The following is a 17,567-nucleotide window of genomic DNA, read 5'->3' as shown; positions in this document are numbered from 1 at the left end:
GGTCCCAGGCGGCCGTTCGCGATGGTCGCCTCTCCTGCGCCACGTGACGCCTCATGTGGTCAGGCGGAGGAGCGGCGCGGCCGTCCCGTCACCAGCGCGCTTCGCTCACCCCCACATGGCGGCCACCCGGGCCGCGGCCGAGCGGCCCTGCGCGAGGCCCGCCTGCGCGCTGGGCGTGCGCACCTCGGGATTGAGCGGATCCGTCCCGAACGCGGCCCGCGAGTCCGCGTCCGCCTCGATCACCTCGACGGTGCCGGTGAGCCCCTTCCAGGTCGGCTCCCCCAGGTCGGGCATCGGGGCCAGCACCAGCACCCGGTCGAAGCCCGCCGCGAGGTCGGCGTTGGTGGTCGAACGCATACCGCCGTCCATGTAGCGTACGCCGTCGATGGTCACGCACGGCCACACCCCGGGCACCGCGCAGCTCGCCGTCACCGCGTCGACAAGCCCCACCCCGGACTCCGGCGTGAACAGCCTCAGCTCGCCGGTGAGCGCCGCCACGGCGGTGATCACCAGGTCGCGCTCGGGCCACTCGTGCACCGGCAACCGCGCCGCGATCACCTCTCTCCGCCGCGCCTCCGTGACCGTGGACGCGCCCAGCGCCAGCGCGCCGAACGCGCGCCGCAGCTCCTCCGGGTCGGGCGTGCTCTCGAACAGCTTCTGGTAGCGGGCGAACAGCTCCTCCATCGCCACCCCGCTGGCCAGCTCGGGGTTCTGCAGCGCCGGGTCCGTCTGCCGCCGCAGCAGCTCGGGGAGCGGAAGCCCGCCGGTGATCTGGGCGCCGACCACCGAGCCCGCGGACGTGCCGACGATCCGGTCGGCGGAGGTGACGTCCACTCCCGCTTCGGCGAGCGCGGCCAGCACGCCGATCTCCCATGCGCTCCCGGCGACCCCGCCGCCGCCCAGCACCAATGCCCGCCTGACTCCGCTCATCCGCATTCGCCCCTCATGACTGCTACTGGCTGGAATGACTCCTCGAAGCGCACGGCATCGTATCGGGTCCCCCTCTCGCCCTCGCCGGCACCCAGTGGCTGCTGGACGGCTACGCGCTGGCCCTGGCCGCCCTGCTGCTCGCCGCCGGATCGGTCGCCGACCACCTCGGCCGGCGCCGCGTCTACCTGGCGGCGCTGGGAGTGTTCGCCCTGTCCTCGCTCGTCTGCGGGCTCGCCCCGACCGGCGGGAAGAACAGGCGGGAGCTAGTTCCCGGACCTGAGCGGCACGACGTTGGCGGGCGTGCCCCGGCGCGGGAGCGCGAACCAGGTGGCCTTGCCCACCAGGTCGGGCCGGGTGAGGTAACGCTGGGGGTGACAGCCGTGGAAACCGTCGGAGAGCCGGGCCACGATCCTCAGTCCGCGCCCGTGCTCGGCCCGCTCGTCATGAGGCGCCGGGGCCGGCAGGAGCGGGCTGCTGTCCACGACCAAGCACATGATCTCTTTGGCGTCCACGTGGAGCACGAGTTCGTAGGGACCGTCGCCGTACATGAGGGCATTGGTGATCAATTCGCTCACCATGAGAACGGCGTCGTCTACGAGGTCGGGAGAAAGGTCGAGTGCCGACAATTCACGGCGAATGACGGCGCGCGCCTGGCCGACCGTCCTGGCGTCCTCGCGCAGCTCCCACGCGTACTGCATCCTGCTCGGGTGAGCTGATCGCAGCGTGGGCATGGCAGGCCTTTCCTCTGTGGCCGGGCAACGGATTCGCATTTCGCTCAACAAGTGGAGCTCCCTGGGATCGGCGTACGCGGCTGTCGAAACTTGTACGCACGGGAAGCCCGTTTGGGTCGAATCTTTGGCGAGAAATCACGATTCTTTTCGGCGCGGCGCCTCCGCGAGGGGTACGGATTCTGCCATGAGCAGTACGCAAGAGAACACACCCGAGATCGACACCGAGCCGCTCCCCGAGGCCACCCGACGGCCACCGGCGCGCACGCAGCGCCCGGAACCGCCCAAGCCCGCCGGCAGGCTGGCATTGGAGCAAGCACTCATGGCAGCGGGCAAGGAGCTGAAGGACCTCACCTGACCTGGTGAACGACCGGCCGATCCAGGCGATCAGCCGGTCTTCTCATACCCGCAGCAGGGACCACACGGCCGCCGGGGTCAGTGGGACGTCCGTCACCCGCTCCGCGATCTCCGGCAGGGCGGCGGCCACCGCGTTGGCGATGGCGGCCGGCGGGCCGATCGTGCCGGACTCGCCGCAGCCCTTCATCCCGCCCGGCGTGACCGGCGAGGGCGTCTGCAGCGTGACCACCTCGATGTCCGGCACCTCGCGCGCGGTCGGCAGCAGGTAGTCGGCGAACGCCTGGCCGTCGGCGGTGTAGACGATCTCCTCCGTCAGCGCCTGCCCGATGCCCTGCGCGACGGCGCCCCTGATCTGCCCCTCCACCACGGCCGGGTTGACCAGCACGCCCGAGTCGTTGACCACCCAGTAACCTTCGAGCTCGACCGCGCCCGTCTCCGGGTCGACGGCCACCGCCGCCGCGTGCGCCCCGTAGGCGAAGGTGTAGGCGGCCGGGTCGTAGCTGACGCGTTCCTCCAGGCCGGGTGTGACGCCGTCGGGCAGGTCCCAGCCGCGCCACGCCGACGTGGCCAGCTCCCGCAGGGGCACGGACGCCCGCGGGTCGCCCTTCACCCGTATGGCGCCCTCCACCAGCTCCAGGTCGGCCGGGGCCGCCTCCAGCCGGTGCGCGGCGATGGCCACGAGCTTGCCGCGCAGCCGGTCGGCGGCCTGCGTGAGCGCCCCGCCGCTGACCGGCAGCGACCGGCTCGCGATCGACCCCATCGACGAGTACGGCGTCGCCGCCGTGTCTCCCAGCACCACCCGCACCCGGTCGATGGGCACCCCCACCCGGTCGGCCGCGAGCTGGGCCAGCGTCGTCTCGATGCCCTGTCCAATCGACACCACCCCCGCCGACACCACCACGGACGCGTCCTGTTCCATCCGCAGGACCGCGCTCTCGTATCCGCCCGACTGGATGCTCGCGTCCTTGAGCTCCATCGACGGCCCCATGCCGGTGCTCTCCGTGTGGCAGGAGTATCCGATGCCGCGTCGGCGCCCGTCGTCCTTCTCGACCGGCCTGACCAGGTCGCGCAGGGTCCGCAGGGCCAGCGGATAGTCGCCGGAGTCGTAGCGCTGGTAGACCCGCGTCGTGTACGGCAGCTCGTCGGGCCGCAGCATGTTCCGCAGCCGCAGCTCGATCCGGTCGAACCCGAGCCGGCGGGCCGCCTCGTCGATCAGCCGCTCCCTGGTCAGGGTGGCCTCGGGCTGGCCGAAGCCGCGGTAGGAGCCGGCCGGGGTGGTGTTCGTGGCCACGCCGCGCACGCGTACCGCGACCCGGTCGAACCGGTAGGGACCGGGCATCAGCGTGGCCGTCACCGCGAACGTCGCGGCGCCGGAGTTGGAGGGGTGGGCGCCGAGGTCACCGATGACGTCCACGTCCAGCGCCACGAACCGCCCGTCACCGTCCAGAGCGAGCCGCCCCCGGTGCACGGCGGCCCGTGCGGGCAGCGTGGCCGTCAGCCGGTCGCCCGGCGACTCCGACCAGCTCACCGGACGACCCAGGCGCCGCGCGGCCAGGCAGACGAGCGCCTCGTCCGGGTAGACGTGCTCCTTGGCGCCGAACCCGCCGCCCGTGTCGCGGCTGATGACGCGTACCTGGTCGTGAAGGAGGCCGAAGGCGTCCGCCAGGTGCTCGCGTACGTGGTGCGGCGCCTGCGAGGAGATGTACAGGGTCAGCTCGTCGCCGTCGTAGGAGGCCACCACGCCGCGCGGCTCGATGGGGTGCGGTGAACAGCGGCCCATGGTGAACGTCATCTCCACCACGTGCTCGGCCCCGGCCACGGCCGCCGCGCAGTCGGCGTCGCCGAGCGTGAACTCGGTGAGCGTGTTAGTGCCCAGCTCCGGATAGAGCAGCGGGGCCCCGGCGGCCAGCGCCCGCTCGGCGCCGACGACCGCGGGCAGCTCGTCCAGCTCCAGGTCGATCAGGTCGGCGGCGTCCCTGGCGGCCTCCGGCGTGCTCGCCACGATGACGGCCAGCGGCTGGCCCGCGTACCTGATCTCGTCGTCCAGCACCCGGTAGGACGTGAGGGCCTGGCCCGGAGCCAGGCTGACGCAGGGCAGGCGCAGGTCCGGGGCGTCGGCGGGGGTGATGACGTCGAGCACGCCGTCCAGCGCGCGGACCGCCTTGGTGTCGCAGCCGAGCAGCCTGCCGTGCGCGATCGGGCTGCGCACCACATGCGCGTGGGCGGTGCCGGGGAGCCGGACGGTGCCCACGTACTTGCCCTTTCCGGTGAGCAGCCGGGTGTCTTCCCGTCGTGGCGTCCGAGCGCCGACATACGCGTCTCCCATGGCCCGATTGTGAACGCCCACCACCCGACGGTCTATACCATCCGCGGGGAGGAGCACGTCAGCGGGGGTTCCGATGCAAACATTCCTGCCCTTTCCGGACTTCGCCGCCTCGGCCGCCGCCCTGGACCCGCTGCGGCTGGGCAAGCAGCGGGTCGAGGCCCTGCAGGTCCTGCGCGCCCTCACCGTCCCCGGGTACGGCTGGCGCCACCACCCCGTCGTCAGAATGTGGGCCGGCTACGAGGAGGCGCTGGTCCGCTACGGCCTCGAGATGTGCGACCGCTGGTGCTCCGCGGGCCGCCCGGACACCTGCGCCGCCACGATGACCGGCGAGCTGGCCGTCCACCGGGGCGTGTGCGGCGTGCGCCACCAGGTGGAGCTGGGTGCCGCGGGCGAGCTGCCGCCCTGGCTCGGCTGCGAGGCACTGCACCTCAGCCACCGCTCGGCGCTCCTACGCAAGGACCCCGGCCACTACCGGCCGCTCTTCGGCGACGACCCGGACGACCTCCCCTACGTCTGGCCCCGCTCCGACCGCCCACCCACCTGATCATGCCCCGGGGCACGCGCCCGCCCGCTGATCGCCTTCCTCCTGGTCGCCTACCCACCCGCGCCTCACGCCATCCGGGGCCGTCGCCCGGCCGGCGATCGTGGAGGCCGGGCCGATCCGTGCTCGGCGTCCGCGTCTCCCCCGCTTCGGCGGGCGGGGGTCGCGATGCCGGCGGAGGCGCCGTCCGCGCCTGGTCAGACGACCTCGAAGGCCGCCATCATGGCCATGTCCTCGTGTTCGAGGTTGTGGCAGTGCAGCACGTAGCGGCCGCGGTAGTCGGTGAACCGGGTGACGATCTCGACGGTCTGCGCGTCGCGCAGCTCGACGGTGTCCTTCCACTCCGGCGGCCCTGTCCGGCGCTCGCCGTTGACCGACACCACCTGGAACTGGTCCAGGTGCAGGTGGACCGGGTGGGCCACGTCGCTGGTCAGCCGCCAGACCTCGACGTCGCCGAGCTTCGGCCTGGCCTCCATCCGCCCGGGCTCGAACGGCCGGCCGTTGATGAGCCACCCGGTGCCCCCGTGCAATCCACCGCTGCTGAACTCGAAGTCCCGCGTCACGACCGCCTTGCCCGGGTCGAGCGCCTCCACCGTGGACAGCCGCCCCGGGACGGCGGAGTCGTCGGCCTCCTCCCGATCCACCGCGAACCGCATCACCCGCCCCTGCGCGCCCTCCGCCGCCAGGTTCCGCAGCTCCACCCGCCGGCCCAGCGCGTAGGCGGAGAAGTCGACGACCACGTCGGCCCGCTCCCCCGGGGCCAGCCGGATCCGCTCCACCGTACGCGGCGCGGCCAGCAGCCCGCCGTCCGTACCGATCTGGATCATCGGGCCGCCGGTCGCCAGCTCGTACGCGCGGGCGTTGGAGGCGTTGCACAACCGCAGCCGGTAACGCGCCCTGGCCACCCGCAACTCCGGCCACGGCGCCCCGTTGACCAGGATCACATCGCCGAGCACGCCCCCCATGTACGCCTCCCGCACCCCCGGCCGCCCCGCCAGCCCCGGATACAGCAGCGTGCCGTCGGCCGCGAACGACCGGTCGCAGATCAGCAGCGGCAGGTCGCGCTCCCCCGTGGGCAGCGGCAGCTCCGCCTCCTCCTCGTCGCGCACCAGGAACATCCCGGCCAGCCCACGCCAGACCTGAGGCCCGGTGTGGTCCATCCGGTGGTCGTGGTACCAGAGCGTGGCTGCCCGCTGCCGCAGCGGGAAGGCGTACTCGCGGGCCGCCCCCGGGGCCACCAGGTCGGTGGGGTGGCCGTCGGACTCGGCCGGGGTGTGCCCGCCGTGCAGGTGCAGCACGGTCGGCTCGCCGAGCCTGTTGACGAGCTTGACGACGATGGGCCGGCCGCTGCGCGCCTCGATGGTCGGTCCGGGGAACGTCCCTCCATAGCCCCAGATCGGCGTGCGCAACCCCGGCAGGATTTCCGCCTCGGCCGCTCGCTCGTCCAGCTCGTAGTAGTCGACCGCGCCTTCGTTACGTACCGGTTCTGCCACCTCGGGGACCGGCAGCGGCACCGCGTACGGGTTGGGCAGCGGAGCGGCGCTGACCAGCAGTTGCGGCTGCGGGGTGCCCGCGAGCAGCCCGCAGCCGGACGCCCCCGCCGCGACCGCGCCCAGCCCGGCCAGCCGCAGCACGTCCCGCCTGGTCGGGCTCATGCCCGGGCCTGTCGGGCCATGACCCGCTGGAGCTGCATGACCCCGCCGCCGAACAGCATCACGCCGAGCGGCACGTGCACGGCCTTCACGTGGGCCATGCCCAGCACCGCCGCGACGACGGTGAACACCAGCATCGACGCGGCCAGCGGGATGAACCCGGCGGGCCCGCCGGCCGGCCGCCAGACCAGGATGGCCAGGACGAGATGGAGGAGGGCGACGACGGCGACGGCGCCGGCCGAGGCCAGGTGCAGCGCCCGGCCGCCGGGCGAGGACAGCAGCAGCCCGGCGGTCACCGCCTGCGTCAGCAGCACGACGACGTGCAGGACCGCCACGGCCCGCAGGGCTCTCATGGCCCACGTCTGCTCGACGGGACGGCCGGCGATGGCGGATGGCGCGGTCATGATCTGTCTCCCCAGGTCGGTGCTTCGGTGGTGGCGACGGAGGGCTCCCCGATGATGGCGGCCGTGCGTTCGGTGCCGCGCATGGCACCGAACGCGCACAGCCGCACCAGATCCTCATCCGCCCCCGAGCCGCGCGAGGCGGTCACATCAGCGTCGGCTCCCGAGTCGCGCCACGCGGCCACGTCTGCGTCGGCCCTCGATTCGCGCCAGGCGGCCACGTCGGCGTCGGTCAGCCGGTACGGCGCGAGTGCCGCGAGCAGCGCGATCCTGGCCCCTGGCCGCTCCCCGGCGGGCAGGCCGGCCAGCGGCTGGTCCAGCCAGTCCTCACCCAGCGGCGGATGCGAGCCGTCCCAGTCCCCGACCGCCCCCGTCACGGCGGCCCGCCCGGCCTCGCCCAGCAGCTCGCCACCGGCCCCCGCGACGGCACCGAGCACGGCATAGGCGGAGCCGACCGGCGTTCCGGCGCCCCAGGCGGGCTCCGGCAGCGCGGGCAGGCCGTCGATCAGCGGCAGGCTCAGGCCGGGCGTCGCCCGCCGCCGGGTCTTGCGGGCCAGCGCCAGCCCGCCGACGCCCCTGACCAGGCGGGACTTCTGCAGGTTGGCCGGCAGCAGGTTCTCGGTCAGCAGTGCCGAGACCATACGGTTGATGAAGTGGAAGGCCAGCGCGGTGCCGACGTACTCGGGCGCCAGCTCCGCGGTGAACGGCCTGGGCAGGCCACCTTCGCGCGCCTTGGCCCAGTCCAGCAGCCTCGCCTGCGCGGGATCCGGCGGCGTCCCGCCGCCGGCGACGGCCTCACCCAGCCGGTGGTCACCGGTCGCGTGCAGGAACGTCGTGTGCGCGGCCACGCAGAACGGGCACTTGTTGGCCATCGACACGCCCAGCGCCACGAGCTCCTTGCCGGTCCTGGGCGCGTTCCCGGTCAGCAGCGACTCGCGCAGGGTCGCCCAGGTCGCGGCGAGCACCTCGGGTGCCGGCGACAAGGTCAGGAACACCGGCATTCGGGCCATCCCGACCTCGTCCGCGAACTGCGCGTACACCTGGGCGACCCGCCCGGTCGCCACCTGCGGGTCCACCGGTGTGACATAACGGAAGCCGGCCATCAGCCGACCTTGTCTCTCATCGTCTCCATGCCGGATATCGTCGTCTTCGGCCTGGTGAGAAGTCGTCGGCCCCGGGGAGGCTCCTGCCACTACGATCCGGGAAGCAGGATCGGCGGGACTACCACGCCAGGAGTAGGCACGAATTACCACCTGGCGCGGAGGATAATTGTCCCCTCCGGGATCTAATGTGCAGGAATGAGCTCTCCGTACGGGTGGCGCCCGCTCGCCCTGGACGCCGCGCTCTCCGCCGTGGTGGCCGCGCTGCAGGCGACCACCGTGCTGGCCAACCCGAGGGCCGGAGCCGTGGACCTGGTCGCCGTCCTGATCGGCGCGGCGGCGCTGGTGGCCTGGCGGCGTGCTCCCCTGGTGCCGCTCTATGTCAGCACCTTCTGCATGCTCGTCTTCTCCGTGCACGCCCAGGCGGGGCCGCAGGCCGCGTTCCCGGTGGTGGCGGCGGTGTTCGCGGCGGCCAGGGCGGGGCACCTGGTGGCATCGGCGCTGGCGAGCGCGGCCTTCCTGGGCGTGAGCCTGGCGACGAACCTCGCCGTCGCCACCGGTCAGGATTCCCAGGACCTCGTGCAGCGTACGACGCTGCTGCTCGGCTGGTTCCTGGCCGCCGGGGTGGCGGGCATGGTGACCCGGCACCGGCAGGCGTACCTGGAGCAGGTCGAGCAGCGAGCCGCGGAGGCCGAGCGCACCCGCGAGGAGGTGGCCCGGCGGCGGGCGGGCGAGGAGCGGCTGCGCATTGCCAGAGAGCTGCACGACTCGCTCACCCACAGCATCTCGATCATCAAGGTCCAGGCGGGAGTGGCCGTCCACCTCGCGCGCAAACGCGGCGAGGAGGTGCCCACGGCACTGCTGGCCATCCAGGACGCCAGCCGCGACGCCATGCGCGAGCTACGCGCCACGCTGGAGCTGCTACGCGAGGACTCCGACGACGCGGGCGACGAAACCGGATCTGACATTCCGGGCAGCTCGAATGGCGCAGGCAGCTCAGGCAAAGCGGGTGGCTCAAACGGCGTGGGCAGTCCAAGTGGCGTGGGCGGCGCGAGCGAATCCGGCGGGATGGGCGCCTTGTCGCTGGTCAGCGGGCTGGATCGGCTCGACGAGCTCGTCCGGCGGGCCCGCTCGGCCGGTCTGGCGGCCACGGTGACGATCTCCGGCGTTCGCCGCGCGTTACCCGTCGAGGTGGACCGGGCCGCGTACCGGATCGTGCAGGAGGCCCTCACCAACGTCTCCAAGCACGCGGGCGGGGCCGGCGCGTCGGTGCGCGTGGACTACCGCGGCAGCGAGCTGGTGGTGCAGGTGGACGACGACGGCCGGGCGAGCGGGGACGCGCCGCCCGTGCCCGGCGTGGGCCTGCGCGGCATGCGCGAGCGCGTCTCGGCGCTGGGCGGCCGGCTGCACGCCGAGCCGCGACCCGAGGGCGGCTTCACCGTACGCGCCGAGCTACCGCTCGACGGAGCCCGACTACCGGCAGGGGAGATCGCATGATCCGGGTGCTGCTCGTGGACGACCAGGCCCTCATCCGCGGCGGCTTCCGCGCCCTGCTGGAGGCCGAGGAGGACATCGAGGTGGTGGCCGAGGCCGCGAACGGCGAGCAGGCCGTCGCCCTCGCCGTGGAACACCGCCCCGACGTGGCGCTCATCGACGTCCAGATGCCGGTGATGGACGGCATCGAGGCGACCCGGCGGATCGCCGCCGACGAGCGGCTGAGCGCGGTCCACGTGGTGATCCTGACCAACTACGGCCTCGACGAGTACGTCTTCAACGCGCTGCGGGCCGGCGCCGGCGGCTTCCTGGTCAAGGACACCGAGCCCGCCGACCTGCTGCAGGGCGTCCGGGTGGCGGCCCGCGGCGACGCGCTGCTGTCCCCCGCCATCACCCGCCGCCTGATCGGCGAGTACGTCGCCCGCCGCCCCGAGCCGGAGCCGGCCGGGCTGGACGTGCTCACCAACCGCGAACGCGAGGTGACCGCCCTGGTGGCCCGCGGCATGTCCAACGACGAGATCGCCGCCCACATGGTGATCAGCCCGACCACCGCGAAAACGCACGTCAGCAGGGCGATGACCAAGCTGCGCGCCCGCGACCGCGCCCAGCTCGTGGTCTTCGCCTACGAGTCGGGACTGGTCACCCCCCGGGCTCGGCCCTGACCACCCCGCTCCCATATTGTGGTGCCACGAGCTTCTGATCGCTGGGGAGGGGTCGTGGGCATCATCTCGCGCGGCTTCCAGGGCAGGCGCAGGGCGGACGGCGACCGGTTGCCGCCGGGACAATACCTGGTCGAGGACTTCCCGGTGCTGTCGGCCGGGCCGACGCCGCGGGTCCCGCACGACCGGTGGGAGTTCACCATCGACACCGAGGCGGGGCAGACCCACCGCTGGTCGTGGCAGGAGTTCATGGCGCTGCCGAGCCAGCGGCCCACCGTGGACATCCACTGCGTCACCGAGTGGTCCAAGCTGGACACGACCTGGGAGGGCGTCTCCCTCGACGTGTTCTTCGAGGACGTGGAGACCGCCGCCGAATACGCGCTGGTCCACTCCTACGGCGGTTACACCACCAACCTGCCGCTGGAGGACCTGCTCGACGGCAAGGCGTGGATCGTGCACCGCTTCGACGGCGAGGACCTGGAGCCCAGGCACGGCGGCCCGGCGCGGCTGATCGTGCCGCATCTCTACTTCTGGAAGTCGGCCAAGTGGGTGCGTGGCATCCGGCTGCTCAACGAGGACTGGCCCGGCTTCTGGGAGACCGCCGGCTACCACAACTACGGCGACCCGTGGCGCGAGCAGCGCTACGAGGGCGACTAGATGCGCCGCCGTCTGGAGTGGCGGGCCGCCGAACTCGTCAAGATCGTCGATGAGACCGGCACCGCGCGCACGCTGCGCTTCCGGGTGCCCGGCTGGCCCGGTCACCTCGCGGGGCAGCACGTGGACGTGCGGCTGACGGCCGAGGACGGCTACTCCACACGGCGCAGCTACTCGCTGGCCGCGCCCGCCGACGGCGACCTCGTCGAGCTGACCGTGGAGACGGTGCCCGACGGTGAGGTCTCCCCATACCTCAACGAGGTGATGGAAATCGGTGACCAGGTCGAGCTCCGCGGGCCGGTGGGCGGCTGGTTCGTCTGGCGGCCGGCGAGCGAGAGCCGGGTGCTGCTGGTCGCCGGCGGGTCGGGCATCGTGCCACTGATGTCCATGATCAGGGCACGCCGGCGGGCGGGCAGCCGCGTGCCGTTCAGCCTGCTCTACTCGGTGCGCGACGCCGAGCGCCGCTACTACGCCGACGAGCTGGCCGTGCCGGAGCCCGGCCTCGACGTCACCTACCTCTACACCCGGCAGGCCCCGCCCGGCTCGTCCCGCGCGGTGGGGCGGATCATGCTGGACGACCTGGCGGCCGGCGGCCGGCCCGCCGTCGCCGAGCCCGACTGTTACGTATGCGGGCCGACCGGGTTCGTGGAGGCGTCCGCCGACCTGCTGCTCACGCTCGGCCACGCGCCCGAGCGCATCAGAACCGAACGTTTCGGCCCGACCGGAGGCTGACATGACCACTGAACACCTGGACGGCAACGCCCTGGCCGGCCCGCTCGGCGAGATCTTCGCCGTGGACGTCACCACCTGCACCGGCCGCTGCGCGAGCTGCGGCCTGACCACCCCGGTCGCCTCCCTGCACGTCTACGGCCCCGAGCCCGGCCTGGTGGCCCGCTGCCCCGGCTGCGACGAGGTGGTGCTCCGGCTGGTACGCGCCCCCGGCGCGGCCTGGCTGGACCTGCGCGGCACGGTCTGCCTCCGCGTGAACCTCCCCGACTGACGGATCCCCCTCCAGGGGCTTCCCACCGGCCCAGGGCCCGTCCGTCCCTGTGAAAGCCTTCAGACTGGCGGGCCCTCGCCCACGGAGCCGTGGGATTTCAGTACACTCGCCTCGTTCAACCGGCCGATATCTGCACAGCGAGGCTCCTCGCCAAGGCGGCGGCCCTCGGCCCCGTCCCTCTGGAGTCACGTGAGCAGCGGGCTTGTCGACGCGCCGCCTTCCGAGCCGAGCGCGCCAACCGGGTGGCGCCGCCACTGGCTGCGCTGGGCGATCGCGATCTCGGTGACCGTCGTCCTGCTGGTGGCGGGCATCGCGGTGGGCATCGCCGTCAAGCTGAACGGCAACATCAAGCACATCGACGTCACCGCCGACCTCGGTGCCACCCGCCCGCCCAAGGTCGCCGGCACCGCGATGAACGTCCTGATCGTCGGCTCCGACCAGCGCGACGGCAAGAACGCCAAATACGGCCACCACATCAGCGGCGAGCGCACCGACACGATCATGCTGGCGCACGTGTCGTCCAAGCGCGACAACGCCATGGTCATCAGCTTCCCGCGTGACTCGCTCGTGCAACTGCCCGCCTGCCGCGCCACCGGGAGCCTGACGGGGCAGCGGCCGCACCTCGGGATGATCAACGAGTCGTTCAACTCCGGCGGCATCGGCTGCACCTGGAAGACGATCGAGTCGCTCACCCACATCCGCATCGACCATTTCGTGAAGGTCGACTTCACCGGGTTCAAGAGCATGGTCGACGCCGTCAGCGGCGTGGAGGTGTGCCTGCCGACGCGCGTGGACGACAAGAAGGCGCTGCTGCACCTGCCCGCCGGGCGGCAGACGCTCAACGGCGAGCAGGCGCTCGGCTACGTACGCGCCCGCTACAGCCTGGGCGACGGCTCCGACATCGGGCGCATCCAGCGGCAGCAGATGTTCATCGCCTCGATGGTCAAAAAGGTGATGAGCGGCGAGACCCTCACCAACCCGGCCAAGCTGCTGGCCTTTCTCAACGCCGGGACCAAGGCGGTGACCACCGATCCCGACCTGACGCCCAACGTCATGAAGGACCTCGCGGTCAGCATGCAGGGCCTGGACGCGGGCAAGATCCGCTTCATCACCACCCCGTGGCACTACTCCCTCACCCAGCCGGGGCGGGTCGAGTGGGTGCAGCCGCAGGCGGGCAAGCTGTTCCAGATCGTGGCCAAGGACCAGAGCGTCGAGGGCGTCAAGGGCGGCCAGGCCAAGGTGAGCCGGTCCCAGATCCAGGTCGAGCTACGCAACGGCACCTGGCGCGGCGGGCTCGCCACCGAGGTGGCGGCCTACCTGGAGCAGCGCGGCTACCATATCGCCCACATCGGTGACTCGGGCAAGAAGCCGCAGCCGAAGACCACCATCATGTACGGCCCCAACGGCGAGACCCGCGTGCCCACACTGACCAACGACCTGCAGGCCGCCGTGTCGAAACCGGTCCCGGGCGCCACGACCAACCGGCTGGTGCTGGTGATCGGCGACGACTGGAAGGGCCTGAAGCCCCAGCGAGCCGACGACACGGAGTCGATCAAGGGCTTCGACGCCACCCACGACACCTGCGCCGCCTGACGGCCCGGGCGCTTCGTCCACGAGACCACCGCCACCGGACTGGCGTGGGCCTTCGAGCGGCTCCCGCGCATGCCCGAGGTGCTGCGGCGGCTGCCGGACGGAGCCCTACCTCGACGCGGTGGTCAAGGAGGTGCTACGCGTCCGGCCCGTCGTCTTCGAGGCGCCGCGACTACTCGACGCCCCGCTCCTGCTGGGTGACTACGAGATCCCGGCCGGCTGGTACGCCGGACCGTACATCCCGCTCGTGCACCGTGACCCCGCCGCCTTCCCGGAGCCGGCGGAGTTCCGTCCGGAGCGTTTCCTGGAAGGGCACCAGAGCAGGGCCTGGATGCCGTTCGGCGGGGGGCGGCGCTTCTGCGTGGGTGCGCAGCCGGCCCTGCTGGAGATGCGCGTCATCATCCGGGAGGTCCCGCACCGCCTGGAGCTCGCGGCGCCCGACCAGGCGCCGGAGGCCAGGCGGCTGAAGAACGTCACCCTCGCTCCCGCCAAGCCGGCGCGGGTCATCGCCCGCGCTCGGACTCCTGCTCGGACGGCGTAGCCTCCTCGCTACGCTCGTCGGCGCCCAGCTCCTGCCTGAGCCTGTCGTAGTCGATGTGGTGGTTGGTGTACTTCAGCTGGCGAGCGACCTTCGTCTGCTTCGCCTTGGCTCTTCCTCGGCCCATGGCTACTCCCTAGTCCCCGCTGTCATGCTATCCAACAACGTTACGACTTGAAGAATTATGCAACTGCGCTGGATTAGTCTGGGCTATATGCACGTGGAGGTCCACCAGGCCAAGGCCGACTTCTTCAGAACGCTCGGCCACCCCGCTCGCATCCGAGTGTTGGAGCTTCTCCAGGAAGGGCCGCTTCCCGTCAGGGATCTGCTGGCCCAGATCGACATCGAGGCTTCGAGCCTCTCACAGCAGCTCGCCGTCCTGCGCAGGGCGGGGATCGTCAGTGCGATCCGCGAGGGCAGCACCGTGGTCTACACGCTGGCGACCCCCGAGCTGGCCGACCTGCTCGGAGCCGCCCGCCGAATCCTTACCGACATGCTCACCGACCAGGGGGAACTGCTCGCGGAGCTGCGGGCCGAGGTCACCTGACAGTCACCTGACCGGCTCCCGCACTCACCTCACCAGGGCCCGCCGCCGCAAGTGACCGGGATACCGCCCGGTGCAGGCGGCGGGCGCCGCGAACGTGGGCGCCCTGATGTGTTTCACCGGCGCCGTCGCGCGCGGTGGAGCCGGTCCGGTCGCAGCGCAGCGACATGCTGCTGCGGATGTTCTTCCTGGCCCAGGTCGCCCCCGAGCAGGCCCGCGACTACCTGCGCCACCAGGCCGAGGTGGCCGCCAGGCAGCTCGAACACCTGGAGAGCATCCGCGGGTTCGTCGAGAGCGGCAGGGACAACCTCTCCGTCTACGGCAGGCTCGTCCTCGACTACGGAGTGCGTCTGGGCAAGGCACAAAGGGAGTGGGCGGAATGGGCCGAAAGTCAGATCGACTAGGCTCACGGCCATGGTCTCCGAGCTGTTCGATCCCAAGGCGTGGCAGGCGGTCGAGGGATTCGACTTCACCGACATCACCTACCACCGGGCGGCCGACCAGGGCACCGTGCGCATCGCCTTCGACCGTCCCGAGGTGCGCAACGCCTTCCGCCCACAGACGGTCGACGAGCTCTACCGCGCGCTCGACCACGCCAGACAGACCACCGACGTCGGCTGCGTGCTGCTGACCGGCAACGGCCCCTCGCCCAAGGACGGCGGCTGGGCCTTCTGCTCGGGCGGCGACCAGCGCATCCGGGGCAAGGACGGCTACCAGTACGCCGACGGCTCGGCCGCCACCGGCCGCCTGCACATCCTGGAGGTGCAGCGCCTGATCCGCTTCATGCCCAAAATCGTGATCTGCGTGGTGCCCGGCTGGGCGGCGGGCGGCGGGCACAGCCTGCACGTGGTGTCCGACCTGACCCTGGCCAGCGCCGAGCACGCCCGGTTCAAGCAGACCGACGCCGACGTCGCGAGCTTCGACGGCGGTTTCGGCTCGGCCTACCTGGCGCGGCAGGTCGGACAGAAGTTCGCCCGCGAGATCTTCTTCCTCGGCGACACCTACACCGCGGCCGACGCCCACCGCATGGGAATGGTCAACGCCGTGGTCCCGCACGAGGAGCTGGAGGCCACGGCGCTGGAGTGGGCAAGCAAGATCAACGGCAAGTCGCCCACGGCGCAGCGCATGCTGAAATACGCCTTCAACGCGGTGGACGACGGGCTGGTTGGCCAGCAGGTGTTCGCTGGAGAGGCGACGCGGCTGGCCTACATGACGGAGGAGGCCGCCGAGGGGCGCGACTCGTTCCTGGAGAAGCGCGCGCCCGACTGGTCGCCCTTCCCCTGGCACTACTGAGCTGAGAGGGCATGCGGATCGAGGTGCCGGCGGCGTTGACCGCGTCGCATGTGAAGTTCGACGGGGAGGCCGACCGGCCCCTGTCCGCCGAGCCGGACGAGATGGCGGCGCTGGGCATCCTGACCGGCCTGCTGCGCCGCCTGGTGGCCTATCCGGCGCCGGCGGGGATGCGCCGGCTGGCCGGCATCGCCCGGGCCATGCCCGACGACGTGCCCGGCGCCGTGGCGAAACTGCCCGGGAGCGGGACCGCCACCGGCTGCGGCAGTGCGCCGCGGCGGTCGCCGAGGTCCTCCCCGATCTCGGGCCCGGCGACCGGCTGCTGCACTGGGACCTGCACTACGACAACGTGCTGGCCGCCGACCGGGAGCCGTGGCTGAGCATCGACCCCAAGCCGCTGGCCGGCGACCCGGGCTTCGACCTGATGCCCGCCCTGCACAACCGGTGGGCCGAGGTGGTCGCGTCCGGGGACGTCACACGGGCGGTGCTGCGGCGCTTCGACTTCATGGCGGACGGGCTCGGCCTCGACCGCCGGCGCGCGGCCGGCTGGACGCTCGCCCGCGCGCTGCAGAACTCCCTGTGGGACGTCGAGGACGGCGATCGCGAGCTCCAGGAGGTCCAGCTCGCGATCGCCGAGGCCGTCTGGCTCAGGTGGTGACGGATCTCACGCCCACCGAGCCCGTGCGGCTCAGGGGGTGACCAATCTCACGATCGCCGACGGCCGTCAGAGGGTGAGGACTATCTTGCCCCGGCCGTGGCGGGTCTCCATCTCCCGGTGCGCGTCCGCGGCCTCCTCCAGCCGGTACGTCCGGCGCACCGGAAACGTGAACGCCCCCTCGGCGTACAGGGCGGCGTAACGCCCGAGCCGCTCCGCCGTACGCTCGCCCTGGACCACCTGGATCCCCAGCTCGGCCGCCTTGCCGTGCTCGACCATCGTGACGATGCGGCTCCGGTCCTGCACGAGCTCCAGCGACACCTCCAGGGCGTGCCCGCCGGCCCCGTCCAGCGCCGCGTCCACCCCGCCGGGGGCGAGCGCGCGCACCCGGTCGGCCAGCCCCTCCCCATACACGACCGGGACGGCCCCCAGGTCGCGCAGGTAGTCGTGGTTGGCCTCGCGGGCGGTGCCGATCACGGTGGCGCCGCGCCGCCGGGCGATCTGCACCGCCGCCCCGCCCACGTTCCCGGCCGCCCCGTGCACGAGCAGCGTCTCGCCCGCCGCCAGGCCCATCGTGTCCAGCGCCAGCTCGGCGGTCTGCACACCCGCGGTCATCCCGCCGGCCACCTCCCACGGCACTCCCGCCGGCTTGGCCGTCACGTGGAGCGCTGGAACCACGACATACTCCGCATAGGCGGACAAACTGCAGAAGCCGAGCACCTCGTCGCCGACGGCCACCCCCTCCGCTCCCGGACCCACCTGGTCGACCACGCCCGCGAACTCGTTGCCGGGGATGCGCGGGAAGTCCAGCGTCCCCAGCCCCGGCGGCGCCCACCCGGCGCGTACGACCGTGTCGAACGGCTGCACCCCGGCCGCCCGCACCCGCACCCGCACCTGGCCCGGCCCCGCCTGGGGCGCGGGCACCTCCATCACCTTCAGCACCTCGGGCCCGCCCGGCTCGGTGAACGCCGCGGCTCTCATCACCTCAGTCATGGCCCTCATTCTTCTACCTCAACCGAGGTTGAGGTCAATCGCCAACTTTCCTGCCAAGTCGGGAACTTTCACCTTTACTCAGGCTTTATCTGTATTAGAGTCCGTCAGGACATCA

19 protein-coding genes and 2 pseudogenes are annotated in these 17,567 nt (G+C 72.1%); 13 read left to right on the top strand and 8 right to left on the bottom strand.

Features of this window, described 5'->3' with window-relative positions; all coding sequences use genetic code 11:
• Nucleotides 1-105: 105 nt before the first annotated feature.
• Together ABGB18_RS31095 and ABGB18_RS31090 are read right to left on the bottom strand one after the other, a co-directional pair.
• Nucleotides 106-930 (bottom strand): patatin-like phospholipase family protein, encoded by an 825-nt coding sequence (locus ABGB18_RS31095; RefSeq protein WP_347699178.1) that lies wholly within the window; start codon nt 928-930, stop codon nt 106-108.
• A 263-nt stretch (nt 931-1,193) separates the two neighbouring features.
• Nucleotides 1,194-1,661, bottom strand: coding sequence for an ATP-binding protein (locus ABGB18_RS31090; protein WP_347699177.1), 468 nt, complete (start codon nt 1,659-1,661; stop codon nt 1,194-1,196).
• 184 nt (nt 1,662-1,845) lie between these two features.
• On the opposite strand from ABGB18_RS31090, the gene ABGB18_RS31085 reads away from it, so the two are divergent.
• The gene (locus tag ABGB18_RS31085; protein ID WP_347699176.1) at nt 1,846-2,016 is read left to right on the top strand and encodes a hypothetical protein; all 171 of its coding nucleotides are present in this window, start codon (nt 1,846-1,848) and stop codon (nt 2,014-2,016) included.
• A gap of 42 nt (nt 2,017-2,058) precedes the next feature.
• Here ABGB18_RS31085 and ABGB18_RS31080 read toward each other — a convergent pair whose 3' ends face one another.
• A complete protein-coding gene (locus tag ABGB18_RS31080) occupies nt 2,059-4,341 on the bottom strand; it encodes a xanthine dehydrogenase family protein molybdopterin-binding subunit (RefSeq protein ID WP_347699175.1) in 2,283 nt (760 codons plus the stop codon).
• Nucleotides 4,342-4,414: 73 nt separating this feature from the next.
• On the opposite strand from ABGB18_RS31080, the gene ABGB18_RS31075 reads away from it, so the two are divergent.
• Complete coding sequence (locus tag ABGB18_RS31075; protein WP_347699174.1) at nt 4,415-4,885, top strand: MSMEG_6728 family protein; 471 nt, start codon at nt 4,415-4,417, stop codon at nt 4,883-4,885.
• Nucleotides 4,886-5,079: 194 nt separating this feature from the next.
• Here the strand turns inward: ABGB18_RS31075 and ABGB18_RS31070 are convergent, their stop codons facing one another.
• The 3 genes from ABGB18_RS31070 to ABGB18_RS31060 are packed head-to-tail and all read right to left on the bottom strand — an operon-like array spanning nt 5,080 to nt 8,038.
• Complete coding sequence (locus ABGB18_RS31070) at nt 5,080-6,537, bottom strand: multicopper oxidase family protein (protein ID WP_347699173.1); 1,458 nt, start codon at nt 6,535-6,537, stop codon at nt 5,080-5,082.
• Nucleotides 6,534-6,938 carry a hypothetical protein gene (locus tag ABGB18_RS31065; RefSeq protein ID WP_347699172.1) on the bottom strand — a complete coding sequence of 135 codons (405 nt, stop codon included), beginning with the start codon at nt 6,936-6,938 and terminating at the stop codon, nt 6,534-6,536. Before ABGB18_RS31065 ends, ABGB18_RS31070 begins: the two co-directional genes overlap by 4 nt.
• Nucleotides 6,935-8,038, bottom strand: a complete 1,104-nt coding sequence (locus ABGB18_RS31060; protein WP_347699171.1) for a carboxymuconolactone decarboxylase family protein — start codon at nt 8,036-8,038, stop codon at nt 6,935-6,937. Before ABGB18_RS31060 ends, ABGB18_RS31065 begins: the two co-directional genes overlap by 4 nt.
• A gap of 195 nt (nt 8,039-8,233) precedes the next feature.
• On the opposite strand from ABGB18_RS31060, the gene ABGB18_RS31055 reads away from it, so the two are divergent.
• From ABGB18_RS31055 to ABGB18_RS31025, 7 genes and pseudogenes are all read left to right on the top strand, one after another.
• Nucleotides 8,234-9,532 carry a sensor histidine kinase gene (locus ABGB18_RS31055; RefSeq protein WP_347699170.1) on the top strand — a complete coding sequence of 433 codons (1,299 nt, stop codon included), beginning with the start codon at nt 8,234-8,236 and terminating at the stop codon, nt 9,530-9,532.
• The gene (locus tag ABGB18_RS31050) at nt 9,529-10,191 is read left to right on the top strand and encodes a response regulator transcription factor (protein ID WP_347699169.1); all 663 of its coding nucleotides are present in this window, start codon (nt 9,529-9,531) and stop codon (nt 10,189-10,191) included. Before ABGB18_RS31055 ends, ABGB18_RS31050 begins: the two co-directional genes overlap by 4 nt.
• Before the next feature lie 54 nt (nt 10,192-10,245).
• Nucleotides 10,246-10,845, top strand: coding sequence for a sulfite oxidase-like oxidoreductase (locus ABGB18_RS31045; RefSeq protein WP_347699168.1), 600 nt, complete (start codon nt 10,246-10,248; stop codon nt 10,843-10,845).
• Nucleotides 10,846-11,574, top strand: a complete 729-nt coding sequence (locus tag ABGB18_RS31040) for a ferredoxin reductase (RefSeq protein ID WP_347699167.1) — start codon at nt 10,846-10,848, stop codon at nt 11,572-11,574. It begins immediately after the preceding gene.
• Between the two features lies 1 nt (nt 11,575).
• Complete coding sequence (locus ABGB18_RS31035; RefSeq protein ID WP_347699166.1) at nt 11,576-11,842, top strand: DUF6510 family protein; 267 nt, start codon at nt 11,576-11,578, stop codon at nt 11,840-11,842.
• A 189-nt stretch (nt 11,843-12,031) separates the two neighbouring features.
• Nucleotides 12,032-13,435 carry an LCP family protein gene (locus ABGB18_RS31030; protein ID WP_347699165.1) on the top strand — a complete coding sequence of 468 codons (1,404 nt, stop codon included), beginning with the start codon at nt 12,032-12,034 and terminating at the stop codon, nt 13,433-13,435.
• 115 nt (nt 13,436-13,550) lie between these two features.
• Nucleotides 13,551-13,973 (top strand): annotated as a pseudogene (locus tag ABGB18_RS31025) (cytochrome P450); the annotation flags it as partial.
• Between the two features lie 22 nt (nt 13,974-13,995).
• On the opposite strand, the pseudogene ABGB18_RS31020 reads toward ABGB18_RS31025, so the two are convergent.
• A pseudogene (locus ABGB18_RS31020) lies at nt 13,996-14,097 on the bottom strand (DUF3073 domain-containing protein); the annotation flags it as partial.
• A gap of 87 nt (nt 14,098-14,184) precedes the next feature.
• Here ABGB18_RS31020 and ABGB18_RS31015 point away from each other — a divergent pair.
• From ABGB18_RS31015 to ABGB18_RS31000, 4 genes are all read left to right on the top strand, one after another.
• Nucleotides 14,185-14,517: a metalloregulator ArsR/SmtB family transcription factor gene (locus tag ABGB18_RS31015; protein ID WP_347699164.1), complete on the top strand. Its 333-nt coding sequence runs from the start codon at nt 14,185-14,187 to the stop codon at nt 14,515-14,517.
• 134 nt (nt 14,518-14,651) lie between these two features.
• Nucleotides 14,652-14,918 carry a hypothetical protein gene (locus ABGB18_RS31010; protein ID WP_347699163.1) on the top strand — a complete coding sequence of 89 codons (267 nt, stop codon included), beginning with the start codon at nt 14,652-14,654 and terminating at the stop codon, nt 14,916-14,918.
• 10 nt (nt 14,919-14,928) lie between these two features.
• The gene (locus ABGB18_RS31005; RefSeq protein ID WP_347699162.1) at nt 14,929-15,807 is read left to right on the top strand and encodes a 1,4-dihydroxy-2-naphthoyl-CoA synthase; all 879 of its coding nucleotides are present in this window, start codon (nt 14,929-14,931) and stop codon (nt 15,805-15,807) included.
• Between the two features lies 1 nt (nt 15,808).
• Nucleotides 15,809-16,462, top strand: a complete 654-nt coding sequence (locus ABGB18_RS31000) for an aminoglycoside phosphotransferase family protein (RefSeq protein WP_347699228.1) — start codon at nt 15,809-15,811, stop codon at nt 16,460-16,462.
• A 66-nt stretch (nt 16,463-16,528) separates the two neighbouring features.
• Here the strand turns inward: ABGB18_RS31000 and ABGB18_RS30995 are convergent, their stop codons facing one another.
• Nucleotides 16,529-17,452 (bottom strand): NADP-dependent oxidoreductase, encoded by a 924-nt coding sequence (locus tag ABGB18_RS30995; protein ID WP_347699161.1) that lies wholly within the window; start codon nt 17,450-17,452, stop codon nt 16,529-16,531.
• Nucleotides 17,453-17,567: the final 115 nt, after the last annotated feature.

Origin of the sequence: Nonomuraea sp. B12E4, assembly GCF_039871825.1 — a bacterium.
Classification (GTDB): domain Bacteria; phylum Actinomycetota; class Actinomycetes; order Streptosporangiales; family Streptosporangiaceae; genus Nonomuraea.
Note: the sequence above shows the minus strand (reverse complement) of the source record. Positions and strands in the feature narration are given on the sequence as shown.